Source organism: Streptomyces sp. NPDC057287, from assembly GCF_042667905.1.
Lineage (GTDB): Bacteria > Actinomycetota > Actinomycetes > Streptomycetales > Streptomycetaceae > Streptomyces.
Genome location: NZ_JBHUYV010000005.1, coordinates 1 through 17,559 on the forward strand (window position 1 = coordinate 1; position 17,559 = coordinate 17,559).

The following is a 17,559-nucleotide window of genomic DNA, read 5'->3' on the forward strand; positions in this document are numbered from 1 at the left end:
GATCCCGGGGTGGTCAGCATGAGCCGGGCTTCGCTGCCGCGTTCGCCCTTCCACAGGGGCATGACGGCATCTGCGGTCACGACCCGGACGCGGCCGTCGGCCGGGCCTTCCATGAGCGCGGATACCGAGAGGCCCAGGGTGTCGGAGAGGCGGACCAGGGTGGCGAAGTTCGGGTTGCCCTGCGCCTTCTCCAGTCCGGCCAGAGCTCCCTTGCTGACCTTGGCGCGGCGGCAGAGTTCGTCCAGCGACAGCCCGGCGCGGGTACGGGCTGCGCGGACGTTGTGCGCGAGCGTCCGCAGCGCCGCCTCGGTCTCGGTCATCTCGTACCCCTCCAGAAATGGGTCAGTGCAATGCGTCACGCGGTCGTTTGGTTGACACTTGCCGGTCGGTGCGTTGTACGGTGTAGTCGTTCCATTGATGGTAAGGGATGTACCTGTGATTGCTCTGCTGCTGGCCCTGGGCAGCTCCCTGGCCTACGGATGCGCCGACTTCCTTGGCGGTCTCGGCGCCCGCAAGGCCCACGTTCTGCGCACCGTGATGATCGCCGCCCCGGCCTCGCTCACTGTCGAACTGCTCCTGTGGCCCTTCCTCGGCGCTTCCTTCGCCCCGGCGACTCTCGCCTGGGGTGCCGCGTCCGGTGTCGCGTCGGCCGCCGCGTTCGCCCTGCTGTACCGCACGCTCGCAATCGGCCCGATGAACGTCCTGTCACCGGTCACCGCACTGATCTCGGCGATGCTGCCGGTCGGGGTCGGATTCCTGCAAGGCGAGCGCCTCGGCCTGGCCGGGCTGATCGGCCTGCCGCTGGCGCTGGCGGCCGTGGTGCTGGTCAGCGCCGGACACGGCCCCGGCAGCACCCGCCCGTCGCGCACCGCGCTGCTGCTGGCCCTCGGCGCCGGGGCCGCCATCGCGCTGCAGCTGATCTTCCTGCACCAGGCGCCGGCCGACAGCGGCGTGGGCCCGCTGATCATCGGACGTGCCGTGTCCTCAGCCGTGACCCTGGCTGCGGCCGGATTGATGTATCGGCATCTGGGCTCGGAGAAGCCCGCGTGGGCCATGTCGGCGGCTGCCGGCGTGCTGGACTCGGTGGCGAACCTGCTGTTTCTGCTCGCCGCCCGCAGCGGCGACCTGGCCGTCGTCGCCGTGATCACCGCCCTCTACCCGGCCGGCACCGTCCTGCTCGCCCGCAGCGTCCTCGCCGAACGCATCCACCGCGGGCAACTGATCGGCCTGGGCACCGCCGCCGCTGCTGTCAGCCTCCTCGCCCTCACCTGACCCCGCACCCCACCGGAAGGACCCCTGCCATGTTCATCCAGCCCTGGGACGCAGCCCTCGACAACGCCGAATGGCAGACCTGGATCGCCGACGGCCACGACTTCGGCATCCTCAGCGTCAACGGCCTGCCCGGCCGGGCGCCCATCGTCGTCCCCACCCACTTCACGGCAGAGGGCAGCACCCTGCTGATCCACCTCGCCCGCCCCAACCCCGCATGTAAGGCGATCGACGCCGACCCGCACGTCACCTTCACCGTCACCAGCGACTACGCCTTCGTCCCCGGCACCTGGCGCGCCAAACCCGGCACCCCGCCCACTGACGGCGTCCCCCACCAGCTACTACGCGGCCATCCAGTTCACCTGCCAGGCCACGATCATCGACGACCCACAGGACAAAACCGACCTACTCCGCCGCCAGATGGCCCACTTCCAGCCCGACGGCGACCACGCCCCCATCGACCTCGACCAAGCCCCCTACGGGCGGATGCTCCCCGGCATCCGCGGACTGCGCCTGAACGTCACCGACGTACGGGCCAAGTTCAAGTACGACGACAACAAACCCGCCGAGCAGCGCGCCGACATTCGCCCACCGCCTCGCCGAACGCGGAACCGGCCTGGACGCGCCCACCGCAACCCAGCAACTGCGCCGCCTGGACCGCACCGGTACCTGGAAAGCCTGATCACGTCCCTCCGCCCGCGCACGCATCTCTCTGAATGGACCCCGTGTTGACTACGTTCCGCATGAGCCCCGCCGTCGCTGACGCCTTCCCCCACACCCTCATCGCCGTCGTCACCGCCACCGGCCTGCGCGGCCACGAGCCCTGGCCCGCCACCACCGCCGCGCAGCAAAACCTGGAGCAGCAGGTCGCCGCCGGCACCTGGGCCCCCGCCGACGAGAGCGACCCGCGCATCGAGGCATGGCACACCGCCTACCGCTCCTTCGGCACCAACCCCCGCCGCACCCGCCCCAGCGTCGACGCACTCGGCCGCCGCCTGGCCAAGAAGGGCACCCTGCCCCGCATCAACCCTGCCGTCGACTCCTACAACACCGTCTCCGTTAGCCACGGCCTGCCCGCCGGCGCCTTCGACCTCGACCAGGTCACCGGCGACATCGAGATCCGCCACGCCGACGGCAGCGAGACATTCACCCCGCTCGGCGAACCCGACACCACCGAACACCCCAAGCCCGGCGAGATCATCTACACCGACACCACCGATGTACTCACCCGGCACTGGAACCACCGCGACGCCCACCGCACCCGCGTCACCGAAGACTCCACCCACATCGCCTTCGTCCTCGAAACCCTCCACGCCACCCGCGACGGACACCTCCTCAAGACCGCCGCAGGCGAACTTCAGGACCTGCTCACCGAGCACTCCGCCCAGAGCACCGTTCACTACCTCAGCCCGGCCCACCCTCCGGCAACCACCTGAAACGGCCGATACCCCTCCGGCTGCCAGGCCAATCCTGAGCATCGGAGTTGTCCATCCGGGCCAGATAGCAAGCTCAGCAACAGAGAGCACGACGGCTTGATCTTCGCGGCGAAAGCTGAGCTCTCTCAGCGAAAGTTGGCCGAGGAGAATCTTTCTCCATGAAGGCTGAGCAATTGGTCTCCAGCTGCCCGCCACTCGGCATGGCTCGGCAGCCGAATCGGGCACACACGCCGCATCATAAATGATCACTAAAACGGGTGATGAACTGGATATTTCGACCCCTGATGGAGCGCGGTGCCCGACGCTGAACAAGTCAACAGCCATGATCAGCGAAGGGATACCCATGACCACCACTGCGGTGCAGGACGTCATCACCGTCAAGCTTGAGCGCACCTTTGACCAGATGGACGCGGACAAGAACGGCTACCTCGACTGGTCGGACTACCAGAAGCTCGGCGACCGCTACATCAAGGGGTACAACCTCTCCAAGGACGACCGCCGGGCCAGGGCACTGCAGACCTTCTGCCAGATCTACTGGCTGGAGCTGCTGCGCCACGCGGGCGTCGACGGTGACCGGCTCACCAAGGACCAGTTCGTCATCGCCAACCGACTCGCGGTCATCGACAGCAGCCGCCTCAACGTGACCGAGGGCGGCGGCCACGCGATCTTCGACGTCATCGACACCGACGGCGACAACGAGATCAGCAAGGACGAGTTCGCCCGCCTGATGCGGGAAGTCTGGAAGGACCACTCGACGGAGTGGATGGAGCTGTTCGCCAGGATCGACACCGACGGAGACGGGGCGATCTCCCGCCACGAGTTCATCCGCGTGGTCCGCGAACACTTCCTCTCCAACGACCCCGACGCCCCGGGCAGCATCTTCTTCGGCCACATCTGACCCACCCGCTGCGAAGCACCACAGGCTTCGTCAGCCTCCTGCGGCCGTCCCCTGGACTCCCTTCCAGCGGACGGCCGCCGCTGTGCGCACAACCGGGCCCAGACACCGAGCCACACGCAGCAGCCACTCAACCTTCGCTGCGACAGGTCAGAGCCCAACTACCATGCGAGACGCCCCTCCCCCCGGCAGCTGCAATGCCCGGGGAAGGGGCGTCTGCGTGTCTGCCTCAGGCGGCCCAGCCGATCGAGGAGATGTCGCAGCACGCGTCGTACTCGGATCCGAGGTACTGAATGATGTCGTCCCAGATGACATCGAGTTCATCGACGTCGTCATTCATCCAGGCGTAGACGGCACGGTCCCAGACGCCGCGCACGCTTGGGCATGCCCCCACGCGCTTGGCCGACGCTGTGGCGTGCCAGGCGAATCCGCTGAGACCGGTTGTGCGCCTGAGGGGTTTTCAAGCGGTGGAGCGATTGCCCCCGCGTGCCACGAGCGCAGCCCCGGTGCTGGGGTAGGCGGGCAGCAAGGTGTCCATTCCGGTGACGTTGAGCAGGCGGCCCAGCCGGTCGGGAATGGCCGCCAGGGTGAGGGAGCCGCCGACGTCCTTGGCGCAGCGCCAGATGCCGATGAGGGCTCCCAGCCCAGAGGAGTCGCAGAAGGTGACGCCGGAAAGGTCGGCGACCAGGTCGGGCTGTCCGGCGGTGATGAGGTCCAGGGCGCGGGATCGTACGGCGGGTGCGGTGGTGATGTCGAATTCGCCGGACAGCTCGATCACCGCCAGGGCGCCGTCGGTGTATGGGACGTCGATGTGGAATACGTCGGTCATGGGCGTCGGTTCTCCTGCCCGACGGCGGCGTCGGCGGGTGAGGTCGGGGCGGCGGCGCTGTGAGCGGTGGTGGTGATGCCGGCGGGAGCGGCATCGTGGGTGGGGACGGACAGGGCCAGCAGGGCCACGTCGTCGCGTTCGCTGTCGGGGAGTGTGTCGAGCAGTGCGACGGTGTCGTCGATCAGGACGCCGGCGCTGATCGGTCCCGGCAGCCGGGCCAGGAAGTCGATCAGGCCCGTGTCATCGAGCATGTGGCCATCGGCGGTTCGGGCCTCGGTCAGCCCGTCGGTGTACAGCAGCAGTCCCTCGCCGGGTGCCAGGTGCAGGGTGCGTGAGGCGAAGACGGCTTCGGCGAACGCGCCGACCAGCATGCCGCCCTTGGCGCGGGCCGCTTCGACCCGCACACCGCCGCCCTCAGTGGGGCGCAGGTGGTAGGCGGGCGGGTGACCGCCGGTGGCCAGCGTGACTGTGAAACCGCCGTCCCCGGCGGGGTCCAGCAGGCCGAAGACGGCGGTGCAGAAGCGGGTGCCGACCGCCGCGTCCAGCAGCAGTGCCGTGTTCAGTGCCTTCAGCGCGGCTGTGGGATCCGCGTCGACGAGGGCTGCAGCCCGCAGCGTGTAGCGGGTCAGTGAGGTGACCGAAGCGGCTTCAGCGCCTTTCCCGCACACATCGCCCAGGAAGAAAGCCCAGCGGCCACCGCCGACGGGGAAGACGTCGTAGAAGTCGCCGCCCACCTCCTGCGGGGAGGCGGTCTTGTAATGGCAGGCCAGCTCCAGCCCCGGTACCGCGGGCAGTGCGGGAGGCACCAGGGTGCGCTGCAGGGTCGAGGCGAACGCTGTGATGGCCGCCCTGTCCCGCTCGGCACGCTGCCTGGCCTCTTCCTCCGCCTGGCGTTTTTCCTGCTCGACCTTGCGGCGCTCCTGCTCGACGCGCACCACGTGCAACGCCGAGAGCCTCAACTCCAGTTGGTCACACACCACGGCGGCCAGGTCCCCGAGGACGGAGGCCTCGACCTCACTGATCTCGCGGGGGCGGGTGTCGAGGATGTTGACCGTGCCCAGCCGGTACCCGTCGGCAGTGATGATGGGAGCGGCGGCGTAGAACCGTACCCCCGTCGGGCCGGCGACCAGCGGATTGGAGCAGGCGACCGGATCCAGCAACGTGTCAGGGATGACGGTGGTGTCATCGGTGAGCACCGCCGAGGCGCACAGCCCGGGATCGCGGCCGATCTCGGTGACGCCTTCCAGGCCGTGGGTGGCCTTGAACCAGATGCGGTCCTCGTCCACGATCGTCACCGTGGCCACCGGCACCTCGAACAGCCGCGCGGCCAGCGCCGCGACTCGGTCGTATGCGCCGTCCGGTGGGGTGTCGAGGATGTCGTAACGGCGCACCGCCGCCATTCGCGCCGCCTCTGCCGACGCGGCCAGAGGTTCGTTCGGTGCTATCGCAGGCACGCTCGCTTGTTCCGGCATGTTCCTCGTCTCGCTCATCCCCCCAAAAGACACCGACCGGACAGCCAGCACCCCGGCACTCTACCGACCGCCCCCGCGTCACCCGATTTCGCGACGAGCCTTGTGCACCAGTGACTGAGGCGCCGACCACCACTGAGCACCCGGCGCCGGCTGCGAGACAGCCCAGGTAGACGACCGGGAGTCGGAGCACTCGCCACAGAACACCGGTGTTTGACCTGCGGTTATGCGGAGGCCGGTTCCGGGCGGGTGTCGGCGATCGTCTCAGTCTCTGCGTTGACCACGGTGTCGGTGGCGGCACCGGTGATGGTGTCGGGAATGCTGTCGCAGAGCGGGCCCGCCCCGAGGGAAGAGGCGCCATTCACTCCCCGCCGGGTCCATCGCCGCGGGCATAGAAGGATTCGACCCCGTGCCACGCGGACGGGCCGCCCAGTGTCCGGGCAAGGTGCTCCTGCGACCTGTCGAGCGAGCGGCGGGCCGCGTTGACGAACCGCAAGTGCGCCTCGTGCAAACCGTTGTGGATCGGCCGGAGTTTCTTCAAGGTCTGTCGGCTGACGGCCGTGGAAGAGGATGGTGAACTCCTCGATGGTGTCGCAGAGCCGCTCGGCTGCCGTGACGGCATCCCTGCTTGCCACCAGGCACATCGATTGCAGCCCGGCGTTGAACGGCCCCCGGACGACGGCAGGCCGGCGCCTGTCGGGGCCGGCGGGATCGTGGGCGTGCTTGAGGGCGGTGCGGACACCGGTCCACGGGCGGTCGGGCCGAGTGCCCTGATGTTGCTGGATCGCCGAGCGGTGCTGAGGGCTTCCCGTGTCGATAGCGGGAGGATCGCCCAGAGCCTGCGTTCGTCGTCGGCGGTGTCGGTGCCAGACGCCACCGCCCCGCGGGCGGTGAGCTCCGGGAGGACTGCATCGTCGGTGATGGCGGGGTTTGGGTGGTGGGACAGGGCGACAATGAGTGCCTGGCGGTCCTGGTAGGCGAGGTGGACAGAGACGCGACGGCCGCCGTCCGCGACGGCGGTGCGCACCAGGAGATCGGTCAGGTCGGCGGCGGCCTGGTCGGCTTCCCGGTAGCCCCATTCATGGAGCCGGTCCAGGACGTGTCCGGTCGCCTTCTTCCCGGACCACGGGGCGGCCTCCAGCGACCAGTTGGCGCTGCGCCGGTTGCGGACCTGCATCCGGGCCCTGGCCCCTTGCAGGCCGGTTTCCGGGCGTGGTGGGGAGAGCGGGCGCTTCGGTGGTGGCGGGGTCCTGGGCGGGTAGTCAGGGGTGGGCTCAGCCATACCCACCTGAACTCCCAGCGTCGGCGATCGTAGGGCCAAGCCTCGCGCCGAGCGGAGGAAGCGCTGCTCGTCCGGCGCCTCTCGGCCAGCCACGCACCGCGCGGCCATGCTCGCCCTGCACCTGCTCCAGTCCGCGCTGGTGCACGTCAACGCCCTGCTCCTCCAGGACATCCTGAGCGAGGAGAAGTGGCAGAGGCGGCTCACCGAGGCCGACCGGCGGGCCCTGTCCCCTCTGTTCTGGGCGCACGTGAACCCCTACGGCCGGCTCGCCACTGCCCAGGCCCACGCAGCGGCGCGCCGGCCACGGTCTGACGAAGACGACGACGAAGACGAGGCGTGTTCAGTCAGGTGGTGACCGGCTGCCCGCTGGAGGGCTGCGTCGGTTCAGTTGCGTTCAGCAGTCAGGGTGCTCCAGTCCTGCCGTACTGCCCACTGTGCGAAGGTCGTCGTGGTCAGGCCGTAGACGGCGGCGTGGTGGGGGCGTGCGGGGTAGCCGACACGGTCGTTCCAGCGGTCGCCGAACGCTGCAGATGCGCCGCTGCGCCGCGTCTTCTCTTCCAGGGAGATGAAGTCGGTCGTGATCTCGCGGCCGGTGGTCTGGGAGAGGACGTCGGCCATCTGCGGGTAGGTCAGCGCATCGCCGGCGAGCTCGACCTCGGCCTCGTGGAACCTGTCGGGCTCGGCGACGGCGGTGGCGACAGCGGCACCCAAGTCGTCGGCGCAGATGAGGGCCAGCTCGGTCTGCGGGCTCATGGCGGTGACCAGCTTGCCGTGAGGCAGCTCGGGGGCCATGTACTCCCGGCGGGGCAAAAGAAAATTCTCCATGTACCAGGCGGGATTGAACATGGTCCAGCGCTGCAGCCCTGAGCGCCGGATCGCTTCCTCGGTCTCTTCCTTCTGGTTCCAGTACTCCTTCATCACCGGATCGTTGATCTCGAAGTCCGGGTGCTGGGTACGCCACCCGGTCGCCGACACCGACGAGTGCAGGAGCTGGGTGATACCGGCGCGCTGGGCCGCGGTAACGATGTTGCCGGCCTGGCGGACCTCGGCGGGATCGGCCGGGTCGACACTGGCCAGCTGCACCGAGAAGACCGCGTCGTGTCCGGCGCCGGCCGCGTGCAGGGAGGCGACGTCCTCCAGGTCCCCGGTGGCCAGGACGGCGCCCAGTGCGGCCAGGGCCTGGGCGGGAGCCGAGGAGGGGGTGCGCACCAACGCGGTGACGGGGTGCCCCGCGAGCAGGAGCGCGCGGGCGACAGCGCCGCCCTGCATTCCGGTCGCCCCGGTGACCAGCACCTTGGCCTTGTCGTTGGATGTCATGGCGAGCCTGCTTTCGGTTGATCGTGTTCTCTGGGATCCGGGCACGGAACTGTCGGCCCCGGCACGGCATCGCCGAGCCGGTCAGGACCGACGTGGCCGGGGTACTGGGTTCTCGACTCAGAACACGAGCACGGGCCGGCCCCGCACCCCGCCTTCCTCGATGAGCCGGTGCGCCTCGGCGACCTGTTCGAGCGGGTAGGTTCCCGCGACGCGGAGCGTGAGGGCGCCGGACTCAGCCTGGTCGCGCAGCCGCGCCAGAGTGGCTGTGTCGCGGATGCGGTCGTAGACGAAGACGGGGAACCAGCTCACGCCCCGGTCGGTGGCGCCGGTGAACCCCTTGACGGTTGCGATTCCGCCGCCGTCGCGCACCGCTGCGGCCACCGCGTCGCCCACCGACCCGGCGTCGATGATTCCGTCCGCGCCGTCGGGGCGCAGCCGGCGGACCGCGTCGGGGAACCCGTCCCCGCGGGGGAGCACGTGATCGGCGCCCAGGTTCGTGACGAGGTCACGGTCCTTGTCGGCTGCGTCGGCGATGACCGTCAGCCCGGCCGCCTTGGCCAGCTGCACGGCGTAGCCGCCGATCCCGCCGGCGGCACCGGTCACCGCCACCGTCGCTCCCGGGGCCAGGGCCAGCGCGTCCAGCCCCATCTGTGCGGTCAGAGCGGCCATCAGCAGGGTCGAGGCCGCCGTCAGGTCGACGCCCTCGGGTGCGCAGACCACCGATTCCGCCGGTACGACCACGTACTGGGCCTGTCCGCCCAGGTCCAGCTTCGGCTCCGTCACCGCTACCACCTCGGTACCGAGGGCCAGCTCCGGACGTGTTCCTTCCCCGACCTCGTCGATCGTCCCGGAGATCTCCCACCCCACGACGTACACGTCCGAGGGCGGGTTCATCTCCGGGCTGTACTGGGCGGAGAGCCCGGTGCGGATGTTGACGTCGGCCGGGTGGACGGCGGCGGCGGCCACCTTGATCCGTACCTGCTCCGGTCCGGCGTGCGGTTCGGGCAGCTCCAGCACCCGCATGACCTCGCGGCCGCCGAACTCGGTGAAACCTACGGCCTTCACTGCGCCACCTCACTGTCGCTAACCGCGCACTCGAACCCGAGACGGTGATGTTCCGGGTATTCGGCGACGTTAACAGCCCGGCTATACTCGAAACAAATCGGTCCTAGTTCGCGAGGAGAGCCCCATGCCACAACCCGGTGCACAGCTGCGGCGGCCTTCCGGCCTCTCCGGACCGCCCCGCGATCCCGCCCGGGACGCCCGGATCCTGCGCGCGGCGACGGAGCTGCTCGCCGAAGGCGGCTACCCAGCCATGACCATGGACAAGGCCGCGGCACGAGCCGGGGTGGGCAAGGCGACCGTGTACCGACGCTGGCCCTCGCGCGCCGAACTCGCCGCGGAAGCCCTCAGCCACGCCGGACTCACCGACGACGTCACGCCGGTCATCCTCGGCAACGGTCACCTGCGCGACGAACTCCTCGCCACCCTGGCCAGCGCCATCGGCAACCAGGACACCTCCCGGGCCGACCTGGTCTCGGCCCTGCTGGACACCGCTCGCCAGGAGCCGGAGCTGTGCGGCCTCATCCGAGTGCGCTACGTCGAGTCCCTGCACCAGGCACTCGCCGGCGTGCTGGACCACGCGGTGCAGCGTGGCGACCTGCCCTCCCGACCCGACCATCCCCAGGACGGACACACGATCGCGATCTCCGCCGCCATCGCCCTCCTCGTCCACTGGGGAGCCATCCACGACCGCCCGATCAATGATGAGGACATCACACAGATCGTCGACGGCGTCCTCATGCCCCTGCTCCGATAACCCCGGGGCCACGCCGTGCCCGTCAGGCCTCATCCTGGAGATGCTCGCCGGACCCCTGCCCAGCCTCTACGACCCCACCGCGCCGGGCAAGCTGCTGTTCGCGTTCTTCGCCGCGATGGCGGAGACCGAGCGGGCGAGCATCTGCGAGTCCACCCTGGACGCTCGCAAGGGCAAGCACGGAGGCCGACCTCCGGAAACCTCCCGGGCCACTGGGCTCCAGGATCCTGCACTGCGTGCCTGCGCACGCTCCGAGCACTGCTCGGGGGCATCAAGGCTACGGACTCAGGAGCCCGTCTCGCCGAACTGCTGAACATCGGCTTCGACCGCATCCAGGCGGAGCCGCTCGTAACGCAGCGGGTGGCGCCACACGCCGTGGTCCTGGGACACGTCGGCGCTGACCTCCGCGACGAGGACGGGGTCGACGAGGACCGGCTCCAGGAGGGCACGGCTGTTCCAGGACGCGGTGAAGCAGACGCCGATCCACGGGTGGTCGGGGCCGGCCGCGGCGAGGTGGCCGGCGAGCTCGCGAGCCAGGCCGGGATTCAGAGGAGTGGTCTTCCCAACCAGGTGTAGGCGGCCGGTGGTGTCGTAACGGCCCAGCAGCAGGACCTGCGGGCGGTGCAGGGAACCAGTGAGACCGCCGGCGAGCACTTCGGTGGTGTTCCTGCGGCGGACCTTGGTCCAGCCACGCACGCCTGGCCGATAGCGGCCCGTCAGGCTCTTGACCACCACACCTTCGACATCGGGAACGTCGGTCCACTCATGCAGCCACTCCTCCGCGACCGCCGGGTCCGTGGTCGGGCCAGGCCCTGTCCGATGGGTCGGGTGACGCTGCGGCTTGGAGCTCGTTCCATCGAGCCTACGGACAAGACGGACCCCCGGCGCTTCCCGCTGGGGGCCTCGTCGTGTCTCACCTTGGAACGACCGCCGGATCGTCTCCGTAGATCTGCTGCCGAGTAGCAATCTGGTTTTTCGGGACGTAGGGCAGCCCGAGGTTGCCGCACTGATTGGTCGGGCCGCTTCCCGGGAGTCCAACGATCCAGCCTTGCAGGAGGCCGGTGGACCGCTTGGTCACGCCGCTGGCCGCCGCTCCGCTGTGGCTGGCACAGAGGTTGTCGTGGGCGCTGTTTCCAGCGCCGATGATGGTGGTCGCATAAGCGCACTCGGCACTCAACAGCGTCACGGGAATTGATGCCAGCAGCACGCTGGCCTGGAGCTTTCGCATCGACGACTCTCCTTTGTCCGGGCCGGGCGCACGTTCAAGGCTCGCTGGCAACGTCGGCGTCAGGACGCCACCTCAACCCTCTCGAAGACGTCGCTGATGAAAGAGTTCAGGATGGCCATCGAACGGTGGGAGGCACCGTCCGGCCTGGCCTGCTTGAGGACGCTGTTGAGGTAGTCGGCTCCACCACACTGGTTGAGGGCGCTGCCGAGCGGAGCACCGAGGAGATTGCCGTTGACGGCGCCGGTGCCGGCGGTGGTGGAGCCCGTGGGCTGACGGCCGCCGTTGTGGTTGCCACAGTTGGTGGCGAAAGCGGGAGAGAGGATGGCTCCGCTGCCTCCCGCGTAGGCCGGGCTGGCCGCGGCCAGCCCGGACCCGATGGTGGCACCCACCAGAGCGATCGCGGTGGCGCGGCGATGCGATACAGGTTCCATGCCAGTGCAACGATCAAGTCGTCGCCTCCGGTCATGGGCACACGGCCGGGGTGCCTGGACGGCACAGACGGCGTCCACTGCGCGACCTGTGCCAGCGGGCCTGTTGTGCCCTACGGCCCCTATGGGCGACGCGGCGTCTCACAGGCCAGCGCAGCGCCGCGCCGCTTCCCCGAGACCACGCCACCAGCCACCACCACCCCCACAGCAAGGCATGCCAGGAAGGCTGAGCACTCACCACGGGAAAACTGGGGCTTGACCTGTGGTTATGCAGGTGTCCGCTCCGGGGAGGTGTCGGCTGTACCAGTTAGGTGTCGGTCTTGGTGTGCTGCGCCCCCTGCGGCGCCGACGGATCCATCACCGGCCAGCGCGCTGCGTAGTTGGGCCGCTGACGCAACGGAGGCGTTGGGCAGCGGGATCGGCACGCGGCGCAAGACCCGAGGGAGAGGGCTCGTCGGGCGGGCCAGGGGAGCGGGGTGCCCGGTTACCCGAAGGAGCCTCCTCCGCTCGCGGTGCCGCTGCTGAAGGAGCCGCCGGTCTGAGGGTTGTTCGCGGCGCACTGCGAGGCTCCGGCCGCCGCCGCGCAGTTCTCGGTGTTCTCGATTGCTTGGTCGGCCAGTGGGGAGCCGAGACCACCGCACTGATTGGTGGGGATGTCCAGGGGAACGGCCGCGGCCAGTGCGCTCGCCACCCCGGCGACGTAAGTGGTGACAGCCGAGCCCAGTACACCGCCCCGGTTGGAGCAGCTGTTGTCGTGAGCAGTGTTGCCGAAACCGATGACGGACGTCGCGCTTGCCGGAGCCGCGAGAGCGAGAGGGAGCAGAACGGGTGACGCCGCAACGCCATAGACCGAAGCATCGCGATAGGTGATCACCTCGTGTAAACGAAGCCCCACGAGCCACGTCACGCCGCCGCCGCCGCCTGGTCGTCGTTCTGGTAGCCGGTCCGGAGCTCCGCGACGGGCCGGGGGAACGGGCCAGCGCAGCGCCGCCCCGTCTTCCCCGCGACCACGCCCGCCCACCAGCCCACACCCACCCCACCCCACCCCCACCCCACCCCCACACAGCAAGTCAGGCCAGGTAGAAGAGGGGAAAGTCTGAGCACTCACCACGCGAAAACCGGGGTGTGACCTGGGGTTGTGCGGGCGTCGGGCGTCATCGTGCGCGCTTGATGTTGGGGGGATGTTGGGGGGAATGGTGCGCGCCCCGCCCGGCACCTGGTCGCTGCGGTGCCCATCGGGCCGCCGCAGCCCCGGTGAGGCCAGCGCAGCCCCGCCTTCCCCGCACCAACAGCGCAAACCCTAGGGCGCCAGCATATCCGTGACTCGCGCTCAAGCGCCTTGACCTCCCTACAGCTGGTCCCCCCTGCTGGGTGGTTCCGGAGGATGCATCCCGCCACCGTCCTTGATGTCCGCTTCGCAGGTGCGTCGGCTATAGGACTGGTCATTGGGGATCAACAGCGGTGCAGGCGTGTTCGTAGCGCAGGGCCTGCCCGCTGAGGACCGGGTAGTCGGCAATCGTCGCGGAGACGGCCGTCGAGGTGCCGACGAGCAGCATCGCGGCAGCGGCCGGAAAGGTGGAGGAACTCATGCCGCGTACTCCCTCGGCTGCGGGGCTGTGCCCGCGGGGCTGAACACCTTACGGGTCACGCGCTCGGCAATGGCGGCGACCAGGGTGCGCGGCCGGCGCGGCAGCAGATGCGCGGACAGGGCATTGGCGAGCCCGGGGGTGACGTAGCCGCGGTCGCGGTCGAGTGCGCGCAGAGCGGCGCGTACAACCGGCTCCGGCGTGCTCATCGAGCCGTTGACGGCCGCTCTGCGGGTGCCGATGGCTTCGAAGAAGGGGGTGTCGACCGGGCCGGGGCACAAAGTGAGTACGCGAATGCCGCGCCCGCGGTACTCCTGGCGCAGGGCGAGGCCGAAGTTCAGCACGAAGCCCTTGGCCGCGCTGTAGACGGCGAAGTACGGGGAGGGTTGGAAGCCCGCGGTGGAAGCGACGTTCAGGACGGCGCCCGTGCCGCGCTCGAGCATGGCGGGGAGCAGGGCGTGGGTGAGGCCGACGAGCGCGACGACGTTGACCATCAGCTGGTCGTGGTCACGGTCCGCGGCGATGTCCTCGAAGCGGCCGCAGGTGCCGAATCCGGCGTTGTTGACCAGCAGGTCGACGCTCAGGCCCCGGGCGGCGAGGCTGTCGGCGATCCGCTGGGCCGCCGCGGGCTCGGCGAGGTCTTGGACCAGGACGTGGGCGCGGATGTCGTGCTCCGTGGTGAGGCGCTGGGCGAGGGCGGTGAGCCTGTCCTCGGAACGCGCCAGCAGGATCAGATCGTGTCCGCGGGCGGCGAGCTGGGCCGCGAACTCCGCCCCGAGTCCGGATGAGGCACCGGTGATGAGCGCTGCGCTGTGCACGGGAAATCTCCTTCACTCGACGAAGAACTAAGACAGGAGAGTACTCACATCCCACCTAACTGCAACAGTCGAGATGCATTTTATTTCGATATGGACCATCGGTGTATCGTTTCGAGGGTCAAGCGGATGAGCGGGAGGCGCCATGGGTGAGACAGCGGCACGGCCGTTGCGTGCGGATGCGGAGCGCAGTGTGCGCGCGATCCTGGAGGCAGCCGAACGCGTGCTCTCCTCTGATCCCGGCGCGTCGATGGAGCAGATCGCAACTGCGGCGGGGGTGGCCAGGACAACGATCCACCGGCGGTTCGCCCATCGGCAGGCATTGATCGACGCCCTGGCTTCGTCGGCCGCCCGGCAGCTCGTCCAAGCCGTGGAAGACGGCCGGCCGGACACCGCCCCTCCCCTGGTGGCTCTGCACCGGATCACGGCCAATGTGCTCGAGGTGAAGGGCGCCTGGGCGTTCGCCCTCGAGCTGCCGGCCGAACCAGGCAGCGAAGCGGCCGCCCTCCACGAGGACATCGGCCGACGTTGCATCACAGTGCTGGAACGGGCCCGGGCGGACAAGCTCATCGACGAGGCAGCCGACCTCCACTGGATGAGGCGGGTCTACTACGCACTCCTCGGGGAGTCACTGCGCGGAAGCCCGGACGATACCGACATCGACACCGACACTCTCGCCGCCCGCATCATCGAGACCCTGCTGCATGGCGCGGGCCCACGCACCTGAGCTCGCCAGAGAGCCGAGCGGCGATCGCCCGAACACCGCATCGGACCGCCGCCGACATTCGGGCGGCAGCAGCCTCAACTCCCTGCGCCGCAGCTGGGCGAACGTCTCCATCACCGCGTCGATGGCCGGCGCAGAAGGGAGCCGGCAGTCGCGCAGATCCGGTCGATGACGGCTCGTCCGTCCCGTCCTGCGTCCCATGCGCGAGCTCGCCCACGTCGGGGCGGCAGTTCGGCTGGAGCAGGTACGTACGGCGGGTTGCTGACCACCAGGTCGAATTGCCCCGGTCCAAGGGAGGACAGGTCGCCGTGGCGGACCGTGATGTCGGTGCGTTGAAGAGCGGCGTTCACGCGGGCACACAGCACGGCCCGGCGGGAGACATCGACAGCGGTGACCTGAGCCCCCATCCGGGCGGCGTGCACTGCCACGGCTCCGCTACCGGTTCCGAGGTCCAGCACGCGAGCGCCAGGGCTGATGCCCGAGCGGGCGACGGCCCGCATCAGCAGGTGTGTGTCGTGCTGGGGGCAGTACATCCCCGGTACCCGTCAGCATCCGCCGCGGCCTGGCCGGGGGTGCCTCGCTCAAAACGGCCTCTTGCCCACGCATCGACGTCCGCCCTGCACCGACTGGGGACAGGGCAGGGCCACCTGAAGGCAGCTCCGTGACGATGGTGCCGACCGCCTGCGATAAGACGGCGCGCCACGCGGGGCCCTGCACGAAAAGGCCCCTCATGAAGACGGCTGGTTGGCGGAGAAGACCCGGTCGGCCGCAGCGATCCGTAGCCGTTCCAATGCAGCGGTCTGCTGCTCGGCGCGCCCCAGCAAGGTGTCCAGGTGCTCGGTATCGAGCCGGTCATCTGTCCGTGCCACGTCGCGAAGGGTGCGCCAGCACGCTGCCTTGCCCTGGACACCAAGAATCATGGACTCCAGTTCCAGGACATCACTGAGCGGGGAGCGGGAGAAGAGGTGACCATTGGTCTTGAGGCGGCCCGCCTTCTCTGCCAGCCACCCGAGCGCGACCTTGGACCGGTCGGCGGACACACCCAGGTCACTCATGATCTGGGTCAGGGCCGCGCGATCTTGCTCGACCTGCTCGGCCAGTTCGGACAGGCCGGCGTCCCGCTCCCGTCCCTTCTGAGCATGCCCGGCTCGCCGGAAGAGTTCCAGGCCGGCACTGGCGCCGGCCAGATGGTCGTTGAGATAGATCGCCAGAAGATCGGTGCCCTCCCCCGCATCGGACCCCTTCACCGGCTGGTGGGCTGCCGGTGCCTGCATTTCGTGGTCCACGGACGCACCCAGTTCGCTCCAGCTGTCTATGAACTTGCCCAGTCCTTCGCGCTCAAGGGCATCGGTGACGTCCGCGAAGTCGACGCCGACGCTCTCCAGCTCTGCGAAGTAGGCCGCTGCGGCGTCGTAGTCGCCGGCAGTCGGGGTTCCTCCGCGCAGGGTGCCATGATCGGCGAACGCCTTCAGTGTGGTGCCGGGCATGGTGTTCACCGTGCCTGCGATGGCGAGTTCGCTGACGTACGTCGTGTCGGGGTACGCGGGGTTCTTGACGCCGGTGGATGCCCACAGAGGGCGCTGGGCGTGGGCTCCTGCCTCGGCGAGGGCCTGCCAGCTGGGCCCGGCCGTCAGCTGCTCGTACGCCTGGTGGGCGAGTCGGGCATTGGCGATTGCGGCCTTGCCCTTGAGGGCTTCGGCCTCAGGAGTGCCGATCGCATCGAGGCGGGCGTCCACTTCGGTGTCGACGCGGGACACGAAGAAGGAGGCAACGGAGTGGATGGAGTTCAGGTCGTGGCCGGCGGCCCGGGCCTGTTCCAACCCGTCCAGGTAGGCGGTCATCACCGCGCGGTAGCGGTCCAGGGAGAAGATGAGCGTGACATTGACGCTGATGCCGCGCGCGACGACGGCGGTGATGGCGGCCAGGCCCTCGCGGGTCGCCGGGATCTTGACCATGAGGTTCGGCTGGTCGACCGCCTCCCACAGCTTGCGTGCCTGATCGATCGTGGCATCGGTGTCCCGGGACAGCCGGGGGTCGACCTCGATGGAGACCCGGCCGTCGATCCCTCCAGTCTGCTGGTAGACGGCATCGAACGCCTGGCAGCCGGCCCGCACGTCATCGGTGGTCAGGGCGAACACAGCGTCGTCGACACTCGCGCCTTCACCACCCAGGTAGCGCAATTGCTCGGTGTACCGGTCTCCCTTGGACAGCGCGGAGGCAAAAATCGTCGGGTTCGTCGTCACCCCCACGACGTGCTGGTTCGCGATGAGCCTCTGCAGCTCACCTCCGGCCAGCAGCTCACGGGAGAGATCATCGAGCCAGATCGACACCCCGGCCGCAGACAGCGCAGCGAGCGGGCCGGGCGCAGGGGAAGAGGAAGGGGTGGTGGAATCAGGCATGTGGGGCCTCCAGAATGCATGGGATCCGGTCGACGAATCTGCTGAATCTTGTCGCGGGCCGCCGGC

The 17,559-nt window shown here is 69.2% G+C and carries 21 protein-coding genes and 3 pseudogenes; 8 read left to right on the top strand and 16 right to left on the bottom strand.

The genetic code is table 11. From position 1 onward, the window contains the following. Positions 1–320, bottom strand: a 320-nt coding sequence (locus ACFUNE_RS10920; RefSeq protein ID WP_383564999.1) for a helix-turn-helix domain-containing protein, incomplete at its 3' end; no start/stop codon positions are given. Positions 321–435: 115 nt separating this feature from the next. Here ACFUNE_RS10920 and ACFUNE_RS10925 point away from each other — a divergent pair. From ACFUNE_RS10925 to ACFUNE_RS10940, 4 genes and pseudogenes are all read left to right on the top strand, one after another. Further along, a complete protein-coding gene (locus ACFUNE_RS10925; protein ID WP_383565001.1) occupies positions 436–1,272 on the top strand; it encodes an EamA family transporter in 837 nt (278 codons plus the stop codon). Positions 1,273–1,301: 29 nt separating this feature from the next. Beyond that, positions 1,302–1,951: pseudogene (locus tag ACFUNE_RS10930) on the top strand (FMN-binding negative transcriptional regulator). Positions 1,952–1,997: 46 nt separating this feature from the next. Continuing rightward, a complete protein-coding gene (locus ACFUNE_RS10935) occupies positions 1,998–2,705 on the top strand; it encodes a B3/4 domain-containing protein (RefSeq protein ID WP_383565003.1) in 708 nt (235 codons plus the stop codon). A 343-nt stretch (positions 2,706–3,048) separates the two neighbouring features. Then, positions 3,049–3,603: an EF-hand domain-containing protein gene (locus ACFUNE_RS10940; protein ID WP_383565005.1), complete on the top strand. Its 555-nt coding sequence runs from the start codon at positions 3,049–3,051 to the stop codon at positions 3,601–3,603. Positions 3,604–3,829: 226 nt separating this feature from the next. On the opposite strand, the gene ACFUNE_RS10945 is transcribed toward ACFUNE_RS10940, so the two are convergent. From ACFUNE_RS10945 to ACFUNE_RS10960, 4 genes are all read right to left on the bottom strand, one after another. Beyond that, positions 3,830–3,976: a hypothetical protein gene (locus tag ACFUNE_RS10945; RefSeq protein WP_383565006.1), complete on the bottom strand. Its 147-nt coding sequence runs from the start codon at positions 3,974–3,976 to the stop codon at positions 3,830–3,832. A gap of 84 nt (positions 3,977–4,060) precedes the next feature. Further along, positions 4,061–4,429: an STAS domain-containing protein gene (locus ACFUNE_RS10950; RefSeq protein WP_383565008.1), complete on the bottom strand. Its 369-nt coding sequence runs from the start codon at positions 4,427–4,429 to the stop codon at positions 4,061–4,063. Next, positions 4,426–5,829 (bottom strand): PP2C family protein-serine/threonine phosphatase, encoded by a 1,404-nt coding sequence (locus ACFUNE_RS10955; protein ID WP_383565009.1) that lies wholly within the window; start codon positions 5,827–5,829, stop codon positions 4,426–4,428. Before ACFUNE_RS10955 ends, ACFUNE_RS10950 begins: the two co-directional genes overlap by 4 nt. Positions 5,830–6,259: 430 nt before the next feature. Continuing rightward, a complete protein-coding gene (locus tag ACFUNE_RS10960; protein WP_383565011.1) occupies positions 6,260–7,075 on the bottom strand; it encodes a hypothetical protein in 816 nt (271 codons plus the stop codon). 208 nt (positions 7,076–7,283) lie between these two features. On the opposite strand from ACFUNE_RS10960, the pseudogene ACFUNE_RS10965 reads away from it, so the two are divergent. Beyond that, a pseudogene (locus ACFUNE_RS10965) lies at positions 7,284–7,535 on the top strand (Tn3 family transposase); the annotation flags it as partial. Positions 7,536–7,564: 29 nt separating this feature from the next. Here the strand turns inward: ACFUNE_RS10965 and ACFUNE_RS10970 are convergent. Both ACFUNE_RS10970 and ACFUNE_RS10975 read right to left on the bottom strand, forming a co-directional pair. After that, positions 7,565–8,497 (bottom strand): NmrA family NAD(P)-binding protein, encoded by a 933-nt coding sequence (locus ACFUNE_RS10970; RefSeq protein WP_383565013.1) that lies wholly within the window; start codon positions 8,495–8,497, stop codon positions 7,565–7,567. A 117-nt stretch (positions 8,498–8,614) separates the two neighbouring features. After that, positions 8,615–9,562 (bottom strand): NADP-dependent oxidoreductase, encoded by a 948-nt coding sequence (locus ACFUNE_RS10975; protein ID WP_383565014.1) that lies wholly within the window; start codon positions 9,560–9,562, stop codon positions 8,615–8,617. Positions 9,563–9,686: 124 nt separating this feature from the next. Between ACFUNE_RS10975 and ACFUNE_RS10980 the strand changes: the two genes are divergently transcribed. Both ACFUNE_RS10980 and ACFUNE_RS10985 read left to right on the top strand, forming a co-directional pair. Next, positions 9,687–10,316, top strand: a complete 630-nt coding sequence (locus ACFUNE_RS10980; protein WP_383565016.1) for a TetR/AcrR family transcriptional regulator — start codon at positions 9,687–9,689, stop codon at positions 10,314–10,316. 40 nt (positions 10,317–10,356) lie between these two features. After that, the gene (locus ACFUNE_RS10985; protein ID WP_383565018.1) at positions 10,357–10,626 is read left to right on the top strand and encodes a hypothetical protein; all 270 of its coding nucleotides are present in this window, start codon (positions 10,357–10,359) and stop codon (positions 10,624–10,626) included. Here ACFUNE_RS10985 and ACFUNE_RS10990 read toward each other — a convergent pair. From ACFUNE_RS10990 to ACFUNE_RS11020, 7 genes are all read right to left on the bottom strand, one after another. Next, positions 10,599–11,045 (bottom strand): ATP-dependent DNA ligase, encoded by a 447-nt coding sequence (locus tag ACFUNE_RS10990; protein WP_383565020.1) that lies wholly within the window; start codon positions 11,043–11,045, stop codon positions 10,599–10,601. The two genes, ACFUNE_RS10985 and ACFUNE_RS10990, sit on opposite strands and share 28 nt — an antisense overlap. Positions 11,046–11,226: 181 nt before the next feature. Next, entirely contained in the window at positions 11,227–11,541 is a 315-nt protein-coding gene (locus tag ACFUNE_RS10995; protein WP_383565022.1) for a chaplin family protein, read from the bottom strand. Positions 11,542–11,600: 59 nt separating this feature from the next. Beyond that, positions 11,601–11,972: a hypothetical protein gene (locus ACFUNE_RS11000; RefSeq protein ID WP_383565024.1), complete on the bottom strand. Its 372-nt coding sequence runs from the start codon at positions 11,970–11,972 to the stop codon at positions 11,601–11,603. Between the two features lie 481 nt (positions 11,973–12,453). Beyond that, entirely contained in the window at positions 12,454–12,660 is a 207-nt protein-coding gene (locus tag ACFUNE_RS11005) for a hypothetical protein (RefSeq protein ID WP_383565026.1), read from the bottom strand. Between the two features lie 212 nt (positions 12,661–12,872). Further along, positions 12,873–13,004, bottom strand: coding sequence for a hypothetical protein (locus ACFUNE_RS11010; protein ID WP_383565028.1), 132 nt, complete (start codon positions 13,002–13,004; stop codon positions 12,873–12,875). 407 nt (positions 13,005–13,411) lie between these two features. Beyond that, positions 13,412–13,558, bottom strand: a complete 147-nt coding sequence (locus tag ACFUNE_RS11015) for a hypothetical protein (protein WP_383565730.1) — start codon at positions 13,556–13,558, stop codon at positions 13,412–13,414. Next, complete coding sequence (locus tag ACFUNE_RS11020) at positions 13,555–14,373, bottom strand: SDR family NAD(P)-dependent oxidoreductase (protein ID WP_383565030.1); 819 nt, start codon at positions 14,371–14,373, stop codon at positions 13,555–13,557. Before ACFUNE_RS11020 ends, ACFUNE_RS11015 begins: the two co-directional genes overlap by 4 nt. A gap of 142 nt (positions 14,374–14,515) precedes the next feature. Here ACFUNE_RS11020 and ACFUNE_RS11025 point away from each other — a divergent pair, with 142 nt between their 5' ends. After that, a complete protein-coding gene (locus ACFUNE_RS11025; protein WP_383565032.1) occupies positions 14,516–15,097 on the top strand; it encodes a TetR/AcrR family transcriptional regulator in 582 nt (193 codons plus the stop codon). Between the two features lie 125 nt (positions 15,098–15,222). Here ACFUNE_RS11025 and ACFUNE_RS11030 read toward each other — a convergent pair. Both ACFUNE_RS11030 and tal read right to left on the bottom strand, forming a co-directional pair. After that, a pseudogene (locus ACFUNE_RS11030) lies at positions 15,223–15,646 on the bottom strand (methyltransferase); the annotation flags it as partial. 176 nt (positions 15,647–15,822) lie between these two features. After that, positions 15,823–17,493, bottom strand: a complete 1,671-nt coding sequence (tal, locus tag ACFUNE_RS11035; protein WP_383565034.1) for a transaldolase — start codon at positions 17,491–17,493, stop codon at positions 15,823–15,825. Positions 17,494–17,559: the final 66 nt, after the last annotated feature.

Bases quoted from the DNA above. Each gene is read 5' to 3' on its own strand.
- ACFUNE_RS10940 (WP_383565005.1), top strand. From the start codon at position 3,049: ATGACCACCACTGCGGTGCAGGACGTCATCACCGTCAAGCTTGAGCGC.
- ACFUNE_RS10950 (WP_383565008.1), bottom strand. From the start codon at position 4,429: ATGACCGACGTATTCCACATCGACGTCCCATACACCGACGGCGCCCTG.
- ACFUNE_RS10955 (WP_383565009.1), bottom strand. From the start codon at position 5,829: ATGGCGGCGGTGCGCCGTTACGACATCCTCGACACCCCACCGGACGGC.
- ACFUNE_RS10960 (WP_383565011.1), bottom strand. From the start codon at position 7,075: ATGCAGGTCCGCAACCGGCGCAGCGCCAACTGGTCGCTGGAGGCCGCC.
- ACFUNE_RS10970 (WP_383565013.1), bottom strand. From the start codon at position 8,497: ATGACATCCAACGACAAGGCCAAGGTGCTGGTCACCGGGGCGACCGGA.
- ACFUNE_RS10980 (WP_383565016.1), top strand. From the start codon at position 9,687: ATGCCACAACCCGGTGCACAGCTGCGGCGGCCTTCCGGCCTCTCCGGA.
- ACFUNE_RS10985 (WP_383565018.1), top strand. From the start codon at position 10,357: ATGCTCGCCGGACCCCTGCCCAGCCTCTACGACCCCACCGCGCCGGGC.
- ACFUNE_RS10995 (WP_383565022.1), bottom strand. From the start codon at position 11,541: ATGCGAAAGCTCCAGGCCAGCGTGCTGCTGGCATCAATTCCCGTGACG.
- ACFUNE_RS11000 (WP_383565024.1), bottom strand. From the start codon at position 11,972: ATGGAACCTGTATCGCATCGCCGCGCCACCGCGATCGCTCTGGTGGGT.
- ACFUNE_RS11015 (WP_383565730.1), bottom strand. From the start codon at position 13,558: ATGAGTTCCTCCACCTTTCCGGCCGCTGCCGCGATGCTGCTCGTCGGC.
- ACFUNE_RS11025 (WP_383565032.1), top strand. From the start codon at position 14,516: ATGGGTGAGACAGCGGCACGGCCGTTGCGTGCGGATGCGGAGCGCAGT.
- tal (WP_383565034.1), bottom strand. From the start codon at position 17,493: ATGCCTGATTCCACCACCCCTTCCTCTTCCCCTGCGCCCGGCCCGCTC.